The sequence below is a fragment of the Micromonospora siamensis genome, from assembly GCF_900090305.1.
GTDB lineage: Bacteria > Actinomycetota > Actinomycetes > Mycobacteriales > Micromonosporaceae > Micromonospora > Micromonospora siamensis.
This window is the reverse complement of record NZ_LT607751.1, coordinates 3,999,338-4,015,320: the sequence shown is the minus strand read 5'-3', so window position 1 is coordinate 4,015,320 and position 15,983 is coordinate 3,999,338. Positions and strand designations below refer to the sequence as shown.

The following is a 15,983-nucleotide window of genomic DNA, read 5'->3' as shown; positions in this document are numbered from 1 at the left end:
CCGATGAACCTAGGGGAGCGACGGCCGCTCCGCAGCGCGACGCCAGCGCACCGGCAGCCGCTTCACCCCACGCTGGAAACTCGATCGCAGGTAGGCCGGCTCGCCCGCGTACCCGAGGTCGGTCGTGCGGGCGAGCAGCGCCTCGAACAGCGACCGCAGCTGGCAGCGGGCCAGGTGCGCGCCGAGGCAGAAGTGCGGCCCGTGCCCGAAGGTCAGGTGCGGGTTCGGTCGGCGGCCCACGTCCAGCCGGTCCGGCTCGGCGAACACCCGCCCGTCCCGGTTCGCCGACGCGAACGACACCACCACCTTGTCGCCGGCGCGCACCGCCCGCCCGCCGACCTCGGTGTCCCGCGTCGCCGTACGCCGGAACACCATCACGGGTGTCCACCAGCGCAGCAGCTCGTCGACCGCCGTGTCGAACAGCCCCGGGTCGCGGCGAAGCCGGGCCAGCTCGGCCGGGTGGTCCAGCAGGGCGATCATCGCGCCCGGCAGGCCGTTGCGGACCGTCTCGTTGCCGGCCACCGCGAACAGCCAGAACATGTTCTCGAACTCGGCCACCGACAGCCGCTCGTCGCCCCGCTCGGCGAGCAGCACCGACATCACGTCCGGCCCCGGGTCGCGGCGCCTGGACTCGGCCAGCAGGTGCGCGTACGCGTACAGGTCGGCCATCCCGGCCCGGGTACGCGGGTCCGGCATCCGCCCCTGCGCGTCCGGGGCGGGGCGGTGCCGCAGCGCCTGGCGCGCCATGGCGGTGCCGGCGCCCGGGTCGAACACGGCCGACCCGGCGTACTCGGGATCCTGGAAGCCGATCACCCGGTTCGACCAGTCGTAGAGCAGCCAACGGTCCGGCTCCGGCACGCCGAGCACGTCGGCGAGGGTCAGCAGCGGCAGGTCGGCGGCCAGGTCCCGGGCGAAGTCGAAACTGCCCTCGGCCGCCTCACCGAGCACCCGCTCGACCAGCGCCACCGCGTTGGCGCGGATCGACGCCTCCAGCGCGGCCACCGCCCGTGGAGTGAAGGAGCGGGCCACCGGGCGGCGCAGCCGGCCGTGCTCCGGCGGGTCCATGTTGAGCATCATCCGGCGTACGTAGGCCAGGTCGTCGGGGGTGGCCGGGTCACGGACCTGGGTGGCGCCGAGCCGGGAGGAGAAGACCCGCGGCTGCTTGAGCACCTCGGTCACCTCGGCGTGCCGGAGCACCAGCCAGAAGCCCGGGCCGCCGGGCAGCCCCAGCAGCGGCGGCTCGTCCACCCACGCCACCGGCCCGGCCGCCCGCAGTTCGGCGAGCAGGTCGTACGGCACGCCGTGGAGATAGGTGCGCGGGTCGACCAGCGGCGTCGGGTCGACGGTCACCGGCCGAGGAACTCCTCGACCACCGTGACCAGCCGGACCGGAGTCTCGTACATCGCGTAGTGCCCGGCCTCGGCCAGCACCTCCAGGGCGGCGTTGGGATAGTGCCGCATCCACGTCTCGCGGATGGTGTCCGCGCCCAACGCCGGGTCGTGCGCGCCGACCACGGCCAGTGCCGGCACCGGATTGCCCTTCACCTCGTCGGTGAAGTCGGTCCGCGCCCAGGCGGTGAGGTACGCGCCGAACGCCTCCGGGGTGGACTGGTCGAGGGAGAACCGGACCATCTGGTCCAGCCAGTGCCCGCCGAGCCGGTTGCCGGTGGTCAGGTCGATGATCGCCCGCCGGTTGTCCGGGTTGCCGGCCGCTCCGTCGAAGAGCGCCCAGCTCTGCAGGTCGAAGGGGACGCCGCCGGCCGGCACCGGACTGATGCCGACCAGGCGTTCCACCCGGTCGGGGGCGTCGGCGAGCACCCGCTGGGCGGCGCTGCCACCCATGGAGTGCCCGACCACCGAGAACGTGTCCCAGCCGAGGGAGTCGGCGAGCGCCAGCGCGTCCGCGGAGATCTCGGCGATGCTGTGCTCGCCGGCGACGGACATCCGCTCGCCGTAGCCCCGGTAGTCGAGGAACGCCCAGGTGAAACGCTCGCCGTCGACCAGCTCTGGCAGCCAGCCCCAGCCGCGCGCCGAGCCGAACCAGCCGTGCAGGGCCAGTACCCGGTGTGGCCCGTCACCGACGCTGACGTGACCGATCATGGTGGCGATCCCTTCCGCCGGGCCGGTACGGCGACCGGAGTGGACGCTTGCACAGGTGAGAGCGACCGTAGTCGCCGAAGGCGCCGAGCGGAAGGGGGCCGGACGGCCGGTTGGTCGCCGCCGCCGAACCGGCCCGCCGGGTGGTGGGGCGGCGGCGGTCGGCCGCTGGGGGCGCCACTGACGGTTGTCACGTCGGGCGGCGGCCCGGGCCGGTCAGGGGCGCTCGACCCGGACCGGGTCGCCGCGCACCAGGTCGTCGTGGACCTGCCAGCGCGCGCTGTCGAGCGCCGCCCGCGCCGCGTCGTCGCCGTCGGCGAGCCGCTCCCGCAGCCGCTGCACCGCCAGGCGCCGGTTCAGGCTGAACTGCCGCTCGGTGTCCACCACGACGACGAGACCCGACGGTCGGTGCGTGGCGCGTACCGCCGTGCTGGCCTTGTTGCGGTGCTGCCCGCCGGGCCCGCCGGTGCGGCAGGGGACCACCTCCACATCGGCCTCGGAGAACGGTGTCGTCGGTGCGTCCGGCTCGTACGGTCGGGCCAGCACGTACCAGTTCTTCCGGCCGACGCCGGCGCGGTAGGCGCTGGGCGCCTGCCAGCACAGGGTGCCGGTCCAGCCGGCGGCGAACGCCTCGGCGCCGGTGCCGTCGAGCCGGAGCAGGGCGGAGCGGTGGGTGCCGGGCCGCTCCCCGGGGACGGTCTCCAGCCGGTGGACGGTCACGGCGTGCCGGGCGGCGTCGGCCTCCAGCCTGCGCAGCAGCCGGGCGAGTGCCCAGGCGCACTCCTGCGGACCGCGTCCGGCCGACAGCAGCAGGTGGACGCTCATCGCCGCCCCGGCCGCCGGTCCGGCCGCGACCCGGGAGCGGCGTCGGGCGTCTTGTAGGTGACCAGCGGAACGGTGGTGGCCACCGGGGTGGCCAGACCGTGGTCGACCAGATCGCCGATCACCTGCTCGATCCGCTTGTACGCCGTCGGCGCCTCCTCGAACAGCAGTTGCCGCTCGCCGCACACCACCACCGACCCGAGCGGGGTGCGGCGCAGCTCCTCGACGGTGTGCTTGGCCCGACCCCGGCGCAGGGCGTCGGCGCGGGACATCTTGCGCCCGGCGCCGTGCGCCACCGAGTGGTTCGCCGCCGACCCGGCGTGGGCGGCGACCAGGTAGGACGGTGTGCCCCGGGTGCCGGCGACCAGCACGTCCCGGCCGTCACCCGGCGCCGCGCCCTTGCGGTGCAGGTAGTGCCCGTCGCGTACCTCGACCAGGTTGTGGCACTGGTCGACGACCGGGGCGGTGGGCTCCGCCCCGATGGCGTACGCGACGCGGGCGGCCAGCACCCGCCGGTTCAGCGCACCCCACCGTACGGCCTCGTCGTGCCGGGTCAGGTAGGCGGCCGGATCGGGGGCGGGGCCCGCGCCGTGAACCTCGGTGTGGTCGCGCAGGATCCGCTCACCGAGGCCCCTGGAGCCACTGTGGACGACGAGCACGAGGTCTCCGGTCTCCAGGCCGAGTCGCTGCGCGTGCGACGGGTCGAGGACAGTGCCGATCCGGGCCAGCTCGACGAAGTGGTTGCCACGACCGACCGTCCCCAGCCCGTCGAGGTGACCGGCGGGCACGTCGCCCTCGACGACGGCCCAGGCCGGGTCGTCGGCGTCCCGTTCCGGGTGCAGGGCCCGGTCCAGGTCGGGGAACCGGGCGGCGAGTCGCTCCGGGACGGCCCGCTTGAGCCGGATCGGGAACACGGCGATGCCGCAACCGATGTCGGAGCCGACCAACAGCGGGTAGAGCACGGTCGAGGTCATCGCGGCGCCGATCGGGGCGCCCTTGCCGGGGTGCAGGTCCGGCATGCCGGCCACGTGGACCATGCCGGGCAGGGCGGCCACCTGCCGGCACTGGTCGACGGCGTCGGACTCGATCCAACTGGTGGGGGAGGCGAACACGGTGACACTGGCGGCGGATCCGGGCAGCGTGGGGTACGCGGACAAGAAGGCTCACTTCTCGTGGGACGGGTGGACGGACGGCGGCACGGCACCGATGGGCGCCGTGGCGTGCGGGAGGACCGAAGGCGGGCCGTCAGAACGTCATGCCGACACCCTGCCGGGCCCCGGCGCGCCCGGCAAACGGATTTCGCCGGCGCCCACCGGTCAGCCTCGGCATCACCATCCGGCTAGCCTCCGGGCATGACCGTCCACCAGCTCTCCCTCGCAGACGCCCGTCGCATCGCCGTCCGCGCGCAACTGCTGGACGCGGCGCGGCCGGCCGGGCTGGTCGAGGCGGTGCGGCACCTGACTCTGCTGCAGATCGACCCGACGGCGGCGGTCGCGCCGACGGCCGACCTGGTCTCCTGGAGCCGGCTCGGCCCGGCGTACGCGCCGGCCGACCTGGTCGCGGCGCTGGGAAGCCGTGCGCTGATCGAGCTGGCGGCGACGATCCGACCGGCGGAGGACCTGGCCCTGTACCGGGCCGAGATGGCCGAGCGGCGGGACGGGCCGGCGGTCGGCTGGCTGGCCCGGCAGCGGGAGTGGGTGCAGGCCAACGACGCGTGCCGCCGCGACATCCTCGCCCGGTTGACCGCCGAGGGGCCGCTGCCTTCGCGCCGGCTGCCGGACACCTGTGCGGTGCCATGGCGGTCGACCGGATGGACCAACGACCAGAACGTCATCCGGCTGCTGGACGCGATGTCGGCGCGCGGTGAGGTCGCGGTCGCCGGGCGGTCGGGTCGGGAGCGGCTGTGGGACCTCGCCGAGCGGGTCTACCCCGACGACCCGGTGGTGCCGCCGGCCGAGGCGCTGCGCCGCCGCGACGAGCGCCGGCTCCGCGCGTTGGGCATCGCCCGGGCCCGCACGACCAAGGTGCCGATCGAGCCGTACGACGTCGGCGAGGCCGGCGAGCCGGCCGTGGTGGCGGGCGTCAAGGGGCAGTGGCGGGTCGATCCAGCGCAACTCGGGCAGCCCTTCACCGGGCGTACCGTCCTGCTGTCGCCGTTCGACCGGCTGATCCACGACCGCCGGCGCGCCCTGGAACTCTTCGGCTTCGAGTACGGGCTGGAGATGTACAAGCCCGCCGGCAAGCGGCGGTGGGGCTACTACGCGTTGCCGATACTGCACGCCGACCGCCTGGTCGGCAAGCTCGACGCCACCGCCGACCGGAAGGCGGGCGTGCTGCGGGTGGACGCGGTGCACCAGGACGAGCCGTTCACGGCGGAGGAGGCCGACGCCGTCGACACCGAGATCGCGGCCCTGGCGAGCTGGCTGCGACTCGACGTTGTCCGGCAGTAGCCCGACGGATGCAGGCGGTAGTGTCCACATGGCGTACAGGAGTGCGTCAAGCGCCGGCGACCAGCACATCCGTCGGCTTGGGCCCCGGAGGGGCCGTGAACAGGGTTTTGAGCAGCTTGACGCATGTTAGGCCGCGGTGGTTCTAAGTTCGGCTTCGACTCCTCGACGTAGCCTGACGTGGTGCTGATCAAGGTTATGGACGACTACGGATGTTGGCCACTCTGAGTTCGTGATGAGGGTGGCGGCTTCTATGAGCCGCACGATCCTGCCACCTCGGGCTCTCTCCCGGCCTCGTCGGGCGACTGGCCGGGTAGGGGCCCCTCAGGCTCCTACCCAAAACTGCCAGTCATCAGGTGCAGGAGGCCAGGACGGATCGGGACGCCAACCCTGGGGTGGGACCCAACCTGGGGGCGGAGGCGGCCATCCCGGCGGAACCACGAACCGCCACTGCTGCACTGGGGCAACATCGCGCCCGGGACTTCCTGTGGTGGGCTGCTGTGCCGGCCGGGCTCCCTCAGCCGCTGGCGGCGCATCCAACCACGCATCAGTCAGCGAGCTGGCCTTGCACACGTTCAGCGTGACGTCGGCCTTGACCCGGTTGCCCTTCAGGACTGCACGGGCGGCCGTCAACATGCCAAGTTCCGAAAGGTGGGCGAGTACCGGCAACATCTCGGCCGATGTCGCTGGGCTCAAGGTGCCAGCGGGCTCCCCGTTGACTCGAACCTCTACCAGCGTTCGCGTCGATCGCGCCCGCTGCTGCTCAACCTGGTGCAACGTCACATAGATCCAGCACTCGCCCTGAGGACTCACCAGCTGAGCCAAGTGAGTCATGTGTTTCTCTTCGCCCGTCACCTGGACGGCGCGGCCTTGGGGAAGCATCACGTGCAGGTCGGCTGGCGGCATGTTCGCTGGAACGATCATGTGCGGGTCAGCGAGGTCCAGGGCCACCGATCCCACGAACTGGGGTCGGCGTCGACCGTCCCAGTTTTCGTCTTGCCGTCCCCAGATGCGGGCTCGAACCTGGGGGGTCCAGCCCTGGTTGACGAGCGCCGTGAGGGGCGGCGAGTAGACCTTGGCCTGGTCTTTGGGCAGATACCCAAGGGTTTGCTCGCCATGGACGACCCTGACGGCGTGCGGGTCGAAGCGGTTGGTGGGCTCCGGGATGAGGCGCACGTCCTTCTCGACCTCAGACCCGTACGGCTTGAAGTCTGCGCCGAGTACCCCTCGGATTTCCTTGGCGTAGTTGGACTCGCCTACGACCTCCTGGTTGCACCAGCCTCGCTGGCCCCACAGGTCAAATGGTCGGATCATTGGCGGAGGCTACCGCTCCTGCCCGAGAACTCGTCAGCCCCGAACTGTGCGGGTGTAGGTTAGCCGACCGGCGTTGCGGATTCAGTCAGCGCAGCAAGGAGGCAGCGATAGCCACGATGAGGGTCGGTGCGGAACGTCAACCGTTGCGTCCAGGCCCCTGCTCATTGACGCTGGCCGTTACGGCCTGGCGGCAACCGGCAGGGGGAGACCACATCTCCCGACGGCGGTCTACCTCTACGCTCGGCGCCGACAATGCGAACCGTGAAGTTGCGACGGAGACCGCGCTGGTATGGCGACTGTCCCGGTTGCGGACATGACTGGCGCGAGCACCAGCCGCCGGAGCCATGCAGCGAGTGCCAGTACGAGATCGACCACGAGGAGCCCGACGCTCCTATCGCTGCCTGCACGGCGGTTGCGCCACTACCGCCTGCTCGTTGATGGCAACCCGACGCGGGCGGAGGCTGCTGACAGCAACGGGCCCAGCCACCAAGGTCGGTGACGGGCCGGGGCGGATGCCGGACCGAGGCCACGGACCAGGATAGAAGTGCACGAACGGCCTCCACAGAGATTGCAAGCGAGGGATCCGCACTACCGGCTGACAGCAGGGGGTCTATTCGGCGACGAAAACGCCCACGCCAGGCAGGGTCTCGGTCATCCCCTTGATCCGTAGCACCTGCATGGCGCGGTCGATCACCGGCTCGGTAACGCCGTAGTGCTCGATCAACTCCCGTCGGCTGGGCAGCTTGGAGCCCGGTGGGAACTCGCGGGACGCGATGCGTTCGGCGAGGTCGTCGGCGATCTGCTCGTAGCGGTAACGCGGTGGCACGGTGGTTCCCCTCGGTTGGCAACACGAGTAGACCACCTACCTCAGCCCTTGACTACCCAACGGTACCTATGGGAGGTTGCCGAGGAGGTTGATCCCCCGGTTGGCGCTGTGGGACGTCCTCGCCGGCGTGGATGCCCGGACGCATTCCCCGCGATCGGGCATCCACGCCTCCGGACACCTGCGGCACGAGGAGGCGGCAGTGCTCCCTACCAGTTCCCCCGCTCGGGGATCCGTGACCCCGACGTCTGCAGTGAGCCCATGAAGCGGGTCTCCTTCGACGAGTACGTCCTGGCGGCAGCGCTCACCCTCGCCCGCCGCCACCGGCCCGTCTGGTCTTGGCGCCTCTGGAGATACGTCTGCCGATGCGGCGCGACCCTGCCCTGCCGAAGCCGCCACCGCATCCCCATCAACCGCAGCCACTGGCCCAGCCAGGACGACCCGCGATGACCACTCACCACCCGATCAAGCCGACCTGGACGTGCGGAGGTTGCGCGGGGGAGTGGCCCTGCCAGACCCGGCGGCGCGAGCTGCGAGCCGAGTACGACCGAACCCCGGTCTCCCTGGCCCTCTACCTCGCCGCCCAACTCGTCGACGCCGCCCACGACCTGGCCCACGTCCCCGCCGGCCACCTGCACCACCGATTCCTCGGCTGGACTCGATGAGCATCCTGCGACGCGGCGACGAGAAGTTCCACTACAGCGACGGCTCTCACAAATGGATCCCGCCGGACCCGGACTACGACCAGGAAATCTGGGACGAACAGGTCCGCCAGCACAAACAAGGCCACCTCAAGAACGAGCGCCCGAAGGTCCGGGTCCAGCGCCTCGTGTGACTCCAGTAGTACAGCTGTCAAGTACAGCAACCGTGCCAACCAAACCGGGCCGACAAGCGCGCCACCAGGCCCTCTGACGGCATCAAGCTCGATCCGACCGGCTCGTCGAGAGCTCACACCTGCGGGCGGATGGTTGGCCGAGGCGCTCACGGCGCCCCGCCGCCTCGACTAGCGTCCGGGACATGGCCGAGGTGAACCTGCGCCTGCGTGGCGGACCGTACGACGGGCAGCGCGTCCGCTGGGACGTCCCGGACGGGGACAGCCCCCCGAAGACGTACGACCTGAAGTTGCACGGGCCGCACGAGGGCGCGGAGACGTTCGTCTACCAGTTGGTCGGGCGGGACCCGGACGGCGAGGGCTGGATCTACGAGGCGCCACCCCTGCGCGGCCACTGACCGACCGGTTCTCAGGCCGTGGAGGCGTTGAGCAGGACGGGCACCGAGACCACGTTGATCCGGGAGCCGTCCCGCGCCGACACCTCGTACGCCTCGACGCTGCCCGGACCGGTCGCGGCCAGGCGGTAGCGCACGGCCACCCGATAGTCGCCGCGGCAGCCGGTGCCGCAGGTGGCGGTGGTGAAGCCGGCGCCGATCACGTGACCGTCGCGGTCGAGGACCCGGACGCTCACCGTGGCCTCGAAGACCTGCGCGGTGCCGGTGACCGTGACCGGACTGCCGACCTGCTGTCCGATCGACGGGCCGGTGACCACGATCGGCGGCAGCAGGTCGGCGTAGTCGGCGCGGCCGGTCGGGGCCCGGCCGTCGCCGAGGTCGACCCGACGCACCGCCGGGAACTGGGTCAGCGTCCAGACCACCTGCGCCCGCCGCAGCCGTACCGTGGCGACCGGCCCGTCGGTGAAGGCGGGCGGCGCGGCGACGGTGGCGGTGCCGTCGTTGATCCGGACCATCCGCACGCCCTCGGGCACCACGCTGGTGAGCCCGGCCGACGCCTCGGCCGCCGACGGTCCGGCGGCCAGCTCGTCCAGCGCCAGCGCGGAGGTGGCCGGCGTCTGCGGTCGGGTACGCGTGGCCGGCGACAGCCGGCCGTCGCGCACCAACCACAGCTGCACGGTCACGGTGCCGTCCGGAGCCGACCCGGTGGAAGCTGAGCCGGTAGGAGTCGAGCCGGTAGGAGTCGAGCCGCGGGGAGCCGGGTGGGTGGCAGCCGGGCTGGCCGCCGTCGAGCCGGTGGGAGTCGGCCCGGTCCGAACCGGTCCCGGCGCGGCGGTGCCCGAGGTGACCGGGGTGACCGCCGGTGCGGCGGTCGAGGTGGCGGGTGCGGCCGGTGCCGGCAGCGTGGGCGCCGGCCCGAGCGTGCCCGACCGGTCGTCGGCGCACCCGGCCAGCAGCAGCGCGGTGACCAGCAGCGCGGCGGGAGCCCGGTTCATCGGTCACCCCCGTCCGGGTCGATTGGCAGCTCCAGCCGGAACCCGGTGCCCACACCGACCTCGCTGCTTACCGTCAGCCGGGCGCCCAGCAGCCGGGCGTTCTCCCGGGCGATGGCCAGGCCCAGCCCGCTGCCCGCGCCCGCCCGGGCCGGGTTGGCCTTGTAGAAGCGGTCGAACAGGTGCGGCAGGTGATCGGCGGGGATGCCCGGCCCCTGATCGGTCACCGTCACGACCAGCAGGTCGCCGTCCCGGCGCACGGTTGCCCGCCGTTCGCCGGTGCCGTGCTCGACGGCGTTGCCGACCAGGTTCGCCAGCACCCGCTCCAGCCGACGCGGATCGGTGTGCGCCACGAACCGCCGGCCCGCGCCCGCGACGGTCACCCGGTCCCGCCAGCCCCGGCCGTCGACGATCGCGCGCAGCAGGGCGGGCACGTCCACCGGTCGGGCTTCCAGGGTCTCCCGGCCGGCGTCCAACCGGGAGATCTCCATCAGCTCCTCGACCAGCCGACGCAGCCGGACCACGTCGGTGACCAGCAGCTCAGCTTCCCGACGGGCCTCGGCGGGCAGCGCGTCCAGGTGCTCGCGCAGCAGCGAGGCCGCGACCACCAGGGCGGTCACCGGGGTACGCAGCTCGTGCGTCACGTCGGCGGTGAACCGCCGCTCCCTCGCCTGTGCCCGGGACAGCTCCTCGATCTTCGCCTGCAACGCCGCCGCCATCTCGTTGAACGCGGCGGACCAGTCGCTGAACTCGTCCCGGCCGCGTACCGGCAGGCGGGTGTCGAGCAGGCCCTCGGCTACTGCCCGGGCGGCGCGGCTGGCCCGGCCCACCGGCTCCAACGTGCGCCGGGCCAGGGTGTGCCCGACAGCGGCGGCGAGCAGCGCCGTCGCCGCCCAGCCCACGCCGAGCGCCACGCGCAACTGGTGCAGGTCGGCCACGAGGTCGTCCTCGACGGTGACCGAGTACAGCTGCGCGGTCGAGCCTGGGATCCGGCCGCCCACCAGCAGCAGCTGCCGCCCGTGGTCGCGGCGGCGTTCGTACCCCAGCTGACCGGCCGTGACCGCGGACCGCAAGGGCGGCCCCGGCGTCGGGCCCGGGCCGGCGGCCGGGCCGTTGTCGTCGTCGACGAGCAGCACCTGCCGGCCGCTGCCGGCGAAGCTGGCCAGCAGGTCGGCGCGGCGGGCGTCGGTCAGCGGCACGAACTGCGCGGCCAGCACCAGCTCGTAGCGGGTGTCGGCGGCGGCCCGCTGCACCGAGCCGTCGAGGCGCGCCTGCCGCAGCAGCAGGTACGACCCGATGGCCAGCACCCCGGCCGACACCCCGGCGACCAGCACGAAGGCCACCACCAGCCGCCGGCGCAGGCGGCCCGGCGGGACGGCGGTGGTGGCCATCGGTGCTCCCTCACGGGCACAGCTTGTAGCCGGCGCCCCGGACGGTGCGGATCAGGACCGGGTGGGCGGGGTCGTCCTCGACCTTGGCCCGCAGCCGCTGCACCGCCACGTCCACCAGCCGGGTGTCGCCCAGGTGGGAGTGCTGCCACACCCGGTCCAGCAGCACCTCCCGGGTGAACAGCCGGCCGGGGTGGCGGGCCAGCTCCAGCAGCAGCCGGAACTCGGTGGCGGTCAGCGGCAGGTCACGGTCGTCGCGGCGGGCGATGAACCGGGCCGGGTCCACCTCCAGCCGCCCCACCACCAGGGCGGTCTCCTCGGTCGGGACGGTGGCTCGGCGCAGCACGGCGCGTACCCGGGCCACCAGCTCCGGCAGGTCGAACGGCTTGCGCAGGTAGTCGTCGGCGCCGCACTCCAGCCCGACCACCACGTCGATGGTGTCGGTGCGGGCGGTGAGCATCAGGATCGGCACCTGACTGGTGCGGCGGATCTCCCGGCAGACCTCGAAGCCGTCGAGCCCGGGCAGCATCACGTCCAGCACGATCAGGTCGACCGGTCCGGCGCGCCACGCGGCGAGCGCCGCCCGCCCGTCGGCGGCGGTGCCGACCCGGAAACCGGCCCGGCGCAGGCCGAGGGCGGTCACCTCCCGGATGGCGGCATCGTCCTCGACGACCAGCACGCGGCCCTCCATCACCCCAGCGTAGGCCCGTCGTCACCTGGGCGGACCTGCCGGAACGGCCGGTGCCGAGGGGCCGGGCGGGCCCTCGGCGCCGGCGTCGATCACGCCTGCCACTGGTGGGCGACGTCCAGCACGATCCGGCTGTGGCTGTCCGGTCCGGACAGCACGAACACCCGGAACGGCAGCTGCGCCCGCACCCCGACGGCGAAGGTGGTGTAACCCTCGAAGCTGCCGCCGAACACCACGTCGCGCAGGGTCCGGTACCCGAACGCGTTCACCGCGTGGTCGCCCACCCGGTACGGCACGGTCGCCAGGTGCGTGGCGTCGTACGCGGGGGCGCGCAGCGACACGCTGATCAGCGCCCCTCCGGCGGTGTACGGCGACATCGCCGCCCCCTGCCCCTCGGTGTACGTCTCGCCGTAGGCCACCGAGTAGCCGGTCACCGGCCCGTCGAACTCGAACACCACCCGGTCCCAGCAGGTGTCCTGCCCGGCCCGGACCTCGACCAGCGGTGCCCCGCTGAGCGTGCCGGCCGCCTTCGCCCCGCTGCCCCAGGTGATCCCGCAGTACGCCGTCGCCCCGGACGCGGTGCCGGGGCCCCCGGCAACCAGCGCGGCCAGCAGCAGCGCCGCCGCCAGCAGCGTCCTTCTGATCCTCATGGTCGTGCTCCCTCCCGTCGGTGGAGCCACCCGACGACGGCCGTCCAGGGTGGCCTCCGAGCTCGACGGTGCGCCGCGCGTACGGCAGGAGCTTCGCCGTGGCGTAACAGCGGGGTAACCGTGCTCAGCGGGTGGCCGGGCTGGGCCGGCCCGTCGAGTCCGGCCGCGGGCCGGGCCGGGACGCGGGTCAGCCCCGCGGCCGAGACCAGGTGCGCGACGACGTTCACGGCCAGCGACACCGGTGCGGTGAGCAGCTGCACCAGGACGCCACCGAGGCCCCGACCGCGTAGAGCTGGCCGATGCCGAGCCAGCCGGCCCACCAGGCGCCCGATCAGCAGGAACGCCACCCAGGCCAGCGCGCCGAGCAGGCCCACCTGGCCGGGGCCGTCCCTCCCGGTGGGGAGGCGGATCCCGCCGCCGGGCCAGGGCGGCACATCGTCCGGCCGGGACGGTGGAGGGGTGCTGACGAGACAGCGACGACGTGCCCGGGCCGCCCTCTGCTTCGCCGCCGGCTACGGCACGGTCCGGCTCTACTGGGCGTGCGGCGGCCGGTGGGGCTGGACCGCCTGCGACCGGACCCGGCCACCCGCTCGTGCCGACCTGGCCACCGGCTGCGACGCCGACCGGGTGGTGAGCCTGTCGGCGGTGGAGGGCCGGGTGGCGGTCGTCCTCTGCGGACTGCTCGCGCTGGTGGCCGTGGTCGCGCTGCGGCGCCGGGGGCCGCTCGTCGCCTGGCCGGCCTCGGTCGCCGCGCTGGCGCTGGTCGTGCTCTCCTTCCCGGGACACCTGCTCTTCGAGCTGCCCGCCGCCGCGGCCGGCCACCCCACCGACTGGCGGGACGTCGGCAACCGGCTGCTCCTGCTCGCCGGGGGTCTGCTCTTCGCGCGGGTCGCGGTGGCCGCGCGCCGGCCCGGGTGCGGCCATCCCGACGCCGCCGGACCGCGCCCCGTCCCGGTCCCGCTGCGCGGCTGGGTGTACGCGGCCGCGGCGCTGCCGCTGCTCGGGTTCACCCTGCCGCACCTGCTGTGGCTGGGCGGCGTACCGCTGGGTGTCCCGGCCGACGTGCTCGCCGCCGCCCGCCGGGACCTGTCCCCGGCGATCGCCGTGGCGGTCACCGCCGGGCCGGCCCTCGGCGGGCTGCTCACCCTCGGCCTCGCCCACCGGTGGGGGCAGGAGTTCCCCCGCTGGACGCCGTGGGCGGGCCGTCCGGTGCCCCGGGCGCTGGTGCTCGCCCCGGCCGGTGTGGTGGCGTCGGCGCTCACCTCGTACGGCCTGATCGGGGTGTGGTTGATGAGCGCGGCGCTGGCCGGGGGCCGGACCACCTGGGCGGAGCTGGGGCGTGGGTGGGCGGTGGCCGGCACCGAGCTGGTCTTCCTCGGTTGGGGGGTCGCGTTGGGCCGGGCGGTGGTCGGCTACGAGCGGCTCACCCGGCCGCGCTGCCCGATGCTGCCCCGGACGGGCGGGACGGTGTGGAGGGACCCCGGCTCGGGGGTCCCTCCACACGCTCACAGCGACAGCGACCAGCGGTCCAGGTAACCGCTGTCGCCGAAGGACTCGTCGGAGACCCTCAGGTTCCAGGTCCCGTTGGCGACCTCGCTGGACAGGTCGACCGGGAAGGTCCGGTCGATGTTGTCGGCACCGCCGCCGGCCCGGTCGTGCAGCACGTACTCGGTGCCGTCGGGCGCGATCAGACTGACCACCAGGTCACCGATGTACGGGTGCACGATGTGCACCTCGACGCTGCTGGTGGCGGTGGCGTTGCCGGCGCAGCCGCCGATCGTCACGGGGCTGGCCGCGCTGGCCAGCTCGGGGATGGTCAGGTCGGTGTCGTTGCTCGCCGTGCAGCCCGGCCGACCGTCGACGTCCAGCCCGTACGTGGTGGAGCGGGTGACGACGCTGCCCGTGCCGGTGACGGTGACCGCGTAGCTGGCCGGGGTGGTGCCGGGCGCGGTGGTGACGGTCATCGTGGCGCTCTGCCCGGCCGTGATGGTCGGCGGGAAGAAGATTGCGCTGGCCCCCGCCGGTAGGCCGCTGGCGCTCAGCGTGAGCTGCTGCGCGCTGCCGGCGCTGACCGTGGTGGTGACGGTGGTGGTGACCGACGCGCCCGCGGCGACGGTGCCGGTGGAGGGGCTGGCGGCCATGGTGAAGTCGTCGGGCGACGGGCAGTACGTGGCCGCCTTGCCGATCGCCCGGTACGGGCAGTCGGCGTACTCGGAGAGCAGCAGCACGGCCTCCCGGTTGCGGGCGGTCTCCGTCGGGATCACCGACGCGGGCGGATAGAAGCCGACGGTCGGGTCGGTGGGATACAGCTCGAAGGTGAAGTTGACGATGCCCTGGTCGCCCCAGAGCCAGTCGTCGATCGACCCGTCGGTGACGTAGAGGGCGCTGGCCTGCTCGGCGGTGTAGCCGTTCGTGGCGGCCAGCTGCTGCCCGATGGTCTTGAACATCAGGTTCTGGTCCGCGGTCATCCCGGTGACCACCCCGGCGCTGGTGTAGCCGAACGGCCAGAGCACCAGCTCCGAGTAGGAGTGGAAGTCGATGGCCGCCTTGATCTGCTGGACACCGCCGATCCGGCGGCCGAGCACGAAGTCACGCACCGCCTTCGTCTCGGGGGCGGAGAAGGCGGACGGCCCGCGGTAGGTGTCCGACGACGGGTACTTCGACGAGCCGCCGCAGCAGCCCCACTTGTAGCCCCAGTTGCGGTTCAGGTCGGTGCCGACGGCGGTGCTGCCGCTGTTGGGCTGCCGGTTCTTGCGCCAGCTGCGGTACGTCCCGGTGGCGATGTCGTACTCCACCCCGTCCGGGTTCACCATCGGGATGATCCAGAACTCCCGGCTGTCCACCAGCCGGGTGACCCGGGCGTCGGCGCCGTACCTGCCGGTGAGCTGGTCGGCCAGATAGAGCGCCTGCTCGACGGTGAGGTGCTCGCGGGCGTGCTGGTTGGCGGTGAACAGCACCTCCGGCTCGGGCTCGTCGGCGCCGACGTTGTCGGAGATCTTCAACGCCACGATGTCCCGACCCTCGTACGAGGTGCCGATGACCTGCTTGCTGGCGATCGTCGGGTGGGCCGCCACGATCGCGTCCACGGCCGCGATGGTCTCCGCGTGGTCGTGGTACGCCGCGTCGGCGGCCGGGAACGCCATCGTGCCCACCTCCGGCGCGGTGGACAGCGCCACCGTGCGCAGGCCGAGGCGGGTGATGGCGCGTACCTCGGCGGGGGTGGCGCTGACGGTCAGCTCGCCGTGCTCGACGTGGTCGATGGCCGCGCCGGTGCGGGCCACCGCGTCGACGTCGGCCTGGCTCTTGAGATGGGTGACCCGGTACGGCGCGGCGGCGTCCGGGTCGGCGGTGGCGGCGGCGCGCGGACCGGGGTCGACGGGCGCGCCGGCGGCGGCGGTGGCGCTGGCCAGCAGGGCGGCGCCGCCGAGCAGCGCGGCGCAGAGGGTGGGGATCCGACGCGGCACGGTGCCTCCCGGCAGGGCTCGGTGGACGGGTTCGGGCGCGGTGCGACGGGCACGGAGCGACCCGCGGGACCA

At 73.4% G+C, this 15,983-nt stretch carries 16 protein-coding genes; 5 read left to right on the top strand and 11 right to left on the bottom strand.

Annotation, left to right across the window (positions count from 1 at the left end):
- Positions 1-9 precede the first annotated feature (9 nt).
- From GA0074704_RS18640 to GA0074704_RS18625, 4 genes are all read right to left on the bottom strand, one after another.
- Positions 10-1,350, bottom strand: a complete 1,341-nt coding sequence (locus GA0074704_RS18640; RefSeq protein ID WP_088971690.1) for a cytochrome P450 — start codon at positions 1,348-1,350, stop codon at positions 10-12.
- Positions 1,347-2,099, bottom strand: a complete 753-nt coding sequence (locus GA0074704_RS18635) for an alpha/beta fold hydrolase (protein WP_088971689.1) — start codon at positions 2,097-2,099, stop codon at positions 1,347-1,349. The genes GA0074704_RS18640 and GA0074704_RS18635 overlap by 4 nt, the downstream gene beginning before the upstream one ends.
- A 213-nt stretch (positions 2,100-2,312) precedes the next feature.
- On the bottom strand, positions 2,313-2,921 hold the full coding sequence (prfH, locus tag GA0074704_RS18630) for a peptide chain release factor H (protein ID WP_088971688.1): 609 nt from the start codon (positions 2,919-2,921) through the stop codon (positions 2,313-2,315).
- Complete coding sequence (locus GA0074704_RS18625) at positions 2,918-4,075, bottom strand: RNA ligase RtcB family protein (RefSeq protein ID WP_088971687.1); 1,158 nt, start codon at positions 4,073-4,075, stop codon at positions 2,918-2,920. The genes prfH and GA0074704_RS18625 overlap by 4 nt, the downstream gene beginning before the upstream one ends.
- Positions 4,076-4,270: 195 nt before the next feature.
- Here GA0074704_RS18625 and GA0074704_RS18620 point away from each other — a divergent pair, with 195 nt between their 5' ends.
- Positions 4,271-5,368: a DNA glycosylase AlkZ-like family protein gene (locus GA0074704_RS18620; protein WP_088971686.1), complete on the top strand. Its 1,098-nt coding sequence runs from the start codon at positions 4,271-4,273 to the stop codon at positions 5,366-5,368.
- 321 nt (positions 5,369-5,689) lie between these two features.
- Here GA0074704_RS18620 and GA0074704_RS29220 read toward each other — a convergent pair whose 3' ends face one another.
- Positions 5,690-6,679 (bottom strand): HIRAN domain-containing protein, encoded by a 990-nt coding sequence (locus GA0074704_RS29220; protein ID WP_088971685.1) that lies wholly within the window; start codon positions 6,677-6,679, stop codon positions 5,690-5,692.
- Positions 6,680-7,289: 610 nt separating this feature from the next.
- On the bottom strand, positions 7,290-7,541 hold the full coding sequence (locus GA0074704_RS18610; RefSeq protein WP_157743720.1) for a winged helix-turn-helix domain-containing protein: 252 nt from the start codon (positions 7,539-7,541) through the stop codon (positions 7,290-7,292).
- A 407-nt stretch (positions 7,542-7,948) separates the two neighbouring features.
- Here GA0074704_RS18610 and GA0074704_RS18600 point away from each other — a divergent pair, with 407 nt between their 5' ends.
- From GA0074704_RS18600 to GA0074704_RS18595, 3 genes are all read left to right on the top strand, one after another.
- The gene (locus tag GA0074704_RS18600; RefSeq protein WP_088971682.1) at positions 7,949-8,167 is read left to right on the top strand and encodes a flavin reductase; all 219 of its coding nucleotides are present in this window, start codon (positions 7,949-7,951) and stop codon (positions 8,165-8,167) included.
- Positions 8,164-8,337 carry a hypothetical protein gene (locus GA0074704_RS29080; RefSeq protein WP_172880630.1) on the top strand — a complete coding sequence of 58 codons (174 nt, stop codon included), beginning with the start codon at positions 8,164-8,166 and terminating at the stop codon, positions 8,335-8,337. The genes GA0074704_RS18600 and GA0074704_RS29080 overlap by 4 nt, the downstream gene beginning before the upstream one ends.
- Positions 8,338-8,519: 182 nt before the next feature.
- A complete protein-coding gene (locus GA0074704_RS18595) occupies positions 8,520-8,732 on the top strand; it encodes a hypothetical protein (RefSeq protein ID WP_088971681.1) in 213 nt (70 codons plus the stop codon).
- 11 nt (positions 8,733-8,743) lie between these two features.
- On the opposite strand, the gene GA0074704_RS18590 is transcribed toward GA0074704_RS18595, so the two are convergent.
- From GA0074704_RS18590 to GA0074704_RS18575, 4 genes are all read right to left on the bottom strand, one after another.
- Entirely contained in the window at positions 8,744-9,724 is a 981-nt protein-coding gene (locus tag GA0074704_RS18590; protein WP_088971680.1) for a Gmad2 immunoglobulin-like domain-containing protein, read from the bottom strand.
- On the bottom strand, positions 9,721-11,112 hold the full coding sequence (locus tag GA0074704_RS18585) for a sensor histidine kinase (protein WP_088971679.1): 1,392 nt from the start codon (positions 11,110-11,112) through the stop codon (positions 9,721-9,723). The genes GA0074704_RS18590 and GA0074704_RS18585 overlap by 4 nt, the downstream gene beginning before the upstream one ends.
- 10 nt (positions 11,113-11,122) lie before the next feature.
- Positions 11,123-11,800, bottom strand: a complete 678-nt coding sequence (locus GA0074704_RS18580; RefSeq protein WP_088971678.1) for a response regulator transcription factor — start codon at positions 11,798-11,800, stop codon at positions 11,123-11,125.
- A gap of 89 nt (positions 11,801-11,889) precedes the next feature.
- Positions 11,890-12,447 carry an AMIN-like domain-containing (lipo)protein gene (locus tag GA0074704_RS18575; protein WP_088971677.1) on the bottom strand — a complete coding sequence of 186 codons (558 nt, stop codon included), beginning with the start codon at positions 12,445-12,447 and terminating at the stop codon, positions 11,890-11,892.
- Between the two features lie 459 nt (positions 12,448-12,906).
- Between GA0074704_RS18575 and GA0074704_RS18570 the strand changes: the two genes are divergently transcribed.
- Positions 12,907-13,983 (top strand): hypothetical protein, encoded by a 1,077-nt coding sequence (locus tag GA0074704_RS18570; protein ID WP_088971676.1) that lies wholly within the window; start codon positions 12,907-12,909, stop codon positions 13,981-13,983.
- Here the strand turns inward: GA0074704_RS18570 and GA0074704_RS18565 are convergent.
- Positions 13,953-15,926: a M14 family zinc carboxypeptidase gene (locus tag GA0074704_RS18565; protein ID WP_456299211.1), complete on the bottom strand. Its 1,974-nt coding sequence runs from the start codon at positions 15,924-15,926 to the stop codon at positions 13,953-13,955. The genes GA0074704_RS18570 and GA0074704_RS18565 overlap by 31 nt on opposite strands.
- Positions 15,927-15,983: the final 57 nt, after the last annotated feature.

Excerpts from the sequence above, each read along its gene's own strand:
- GA0074704_RS18635 (WP_088971689.1), bottom strand. The coding sequence starts at position 2,099 with ATGATCGGTCACGTCAGCGTCGGTGACGGGCCACACCGGGTACTGGCC.
- prfH (WP_088971688.1), bottom strand. The coding sequence starts at position 2,921 with ATGAGCGTCCACCTGCTGCTGTCGGCCGGACGCGGTCCGCAGGAGTGC.
- GA0074704_RS18620 (WP_088971686.1), top strand. The coding sequence starts at position 4,271 with ATGACCGTCCACCAGCTCTCCCTCGCAGACGCCCGTCGCATCGCCGTC.
- GA0074704_RS29220 (WP_088971685.1), bottom strand. The coding sequence starts at position 6,679 with ATGATCCGACCATTTGACCTGTGGGGCCAGCGAGGCTGGTGCAACCAG.
- GA0074704_RS18600 (WP_088971682.1), top strand. The coding sequence starts at position 7,949 with ATGACCACTCACCACCCGATCAAGCCGACCTGGACGTGCGGAGGTTGC.
- GA0074704_RS29080 (WP_172880630.1), top strand. The coding sequence starts at position 8,164 with ATGAGCATCCTGCGACGCGGCGACGAGAAGTTCCACTACAGCGACGGC.
- GA0074704_RS18595 (WP_088971681.1), top strand. The coding sequence starts at position 8,520 with ATGGCCGAGGTGAACCTGCGCCTGCGTGGCGGACCGTACGACGGGCAG.
- GA0074704_RS18590 (WP_088971680.1), bottom strand. The coding sequence starts at position 9,724 with ATGAACCGGGCTCCCGCCGCGCTGCTGGTCACCGCGCTGCTGCTGGCC.
- GA0074704_RS18585 (WP_088971679.1), bottom strand. The coding sequence starts at position 11,112 with ATGGCCACCACCGCCGTCCCGCCGGGCCGCCTGCGCCGGCGGCTGGTG.
- GA0074704_RS18580 (WP_088971678.1), bottom strand. The coding sequence starts at position 11,800 with ATGGAGGGCCGCGTGCTGGTCGTCGAGGACGATGCCGCCATCCGGGAG.
- GA0074704_RS18575 (WP_088971677.1), bottom strand. The coding sequence starts at position 12,447 with ATGAGGATCAGAAGGACGCTGCTGGCGGCGGCGCTGCTGCTGGCCGCG.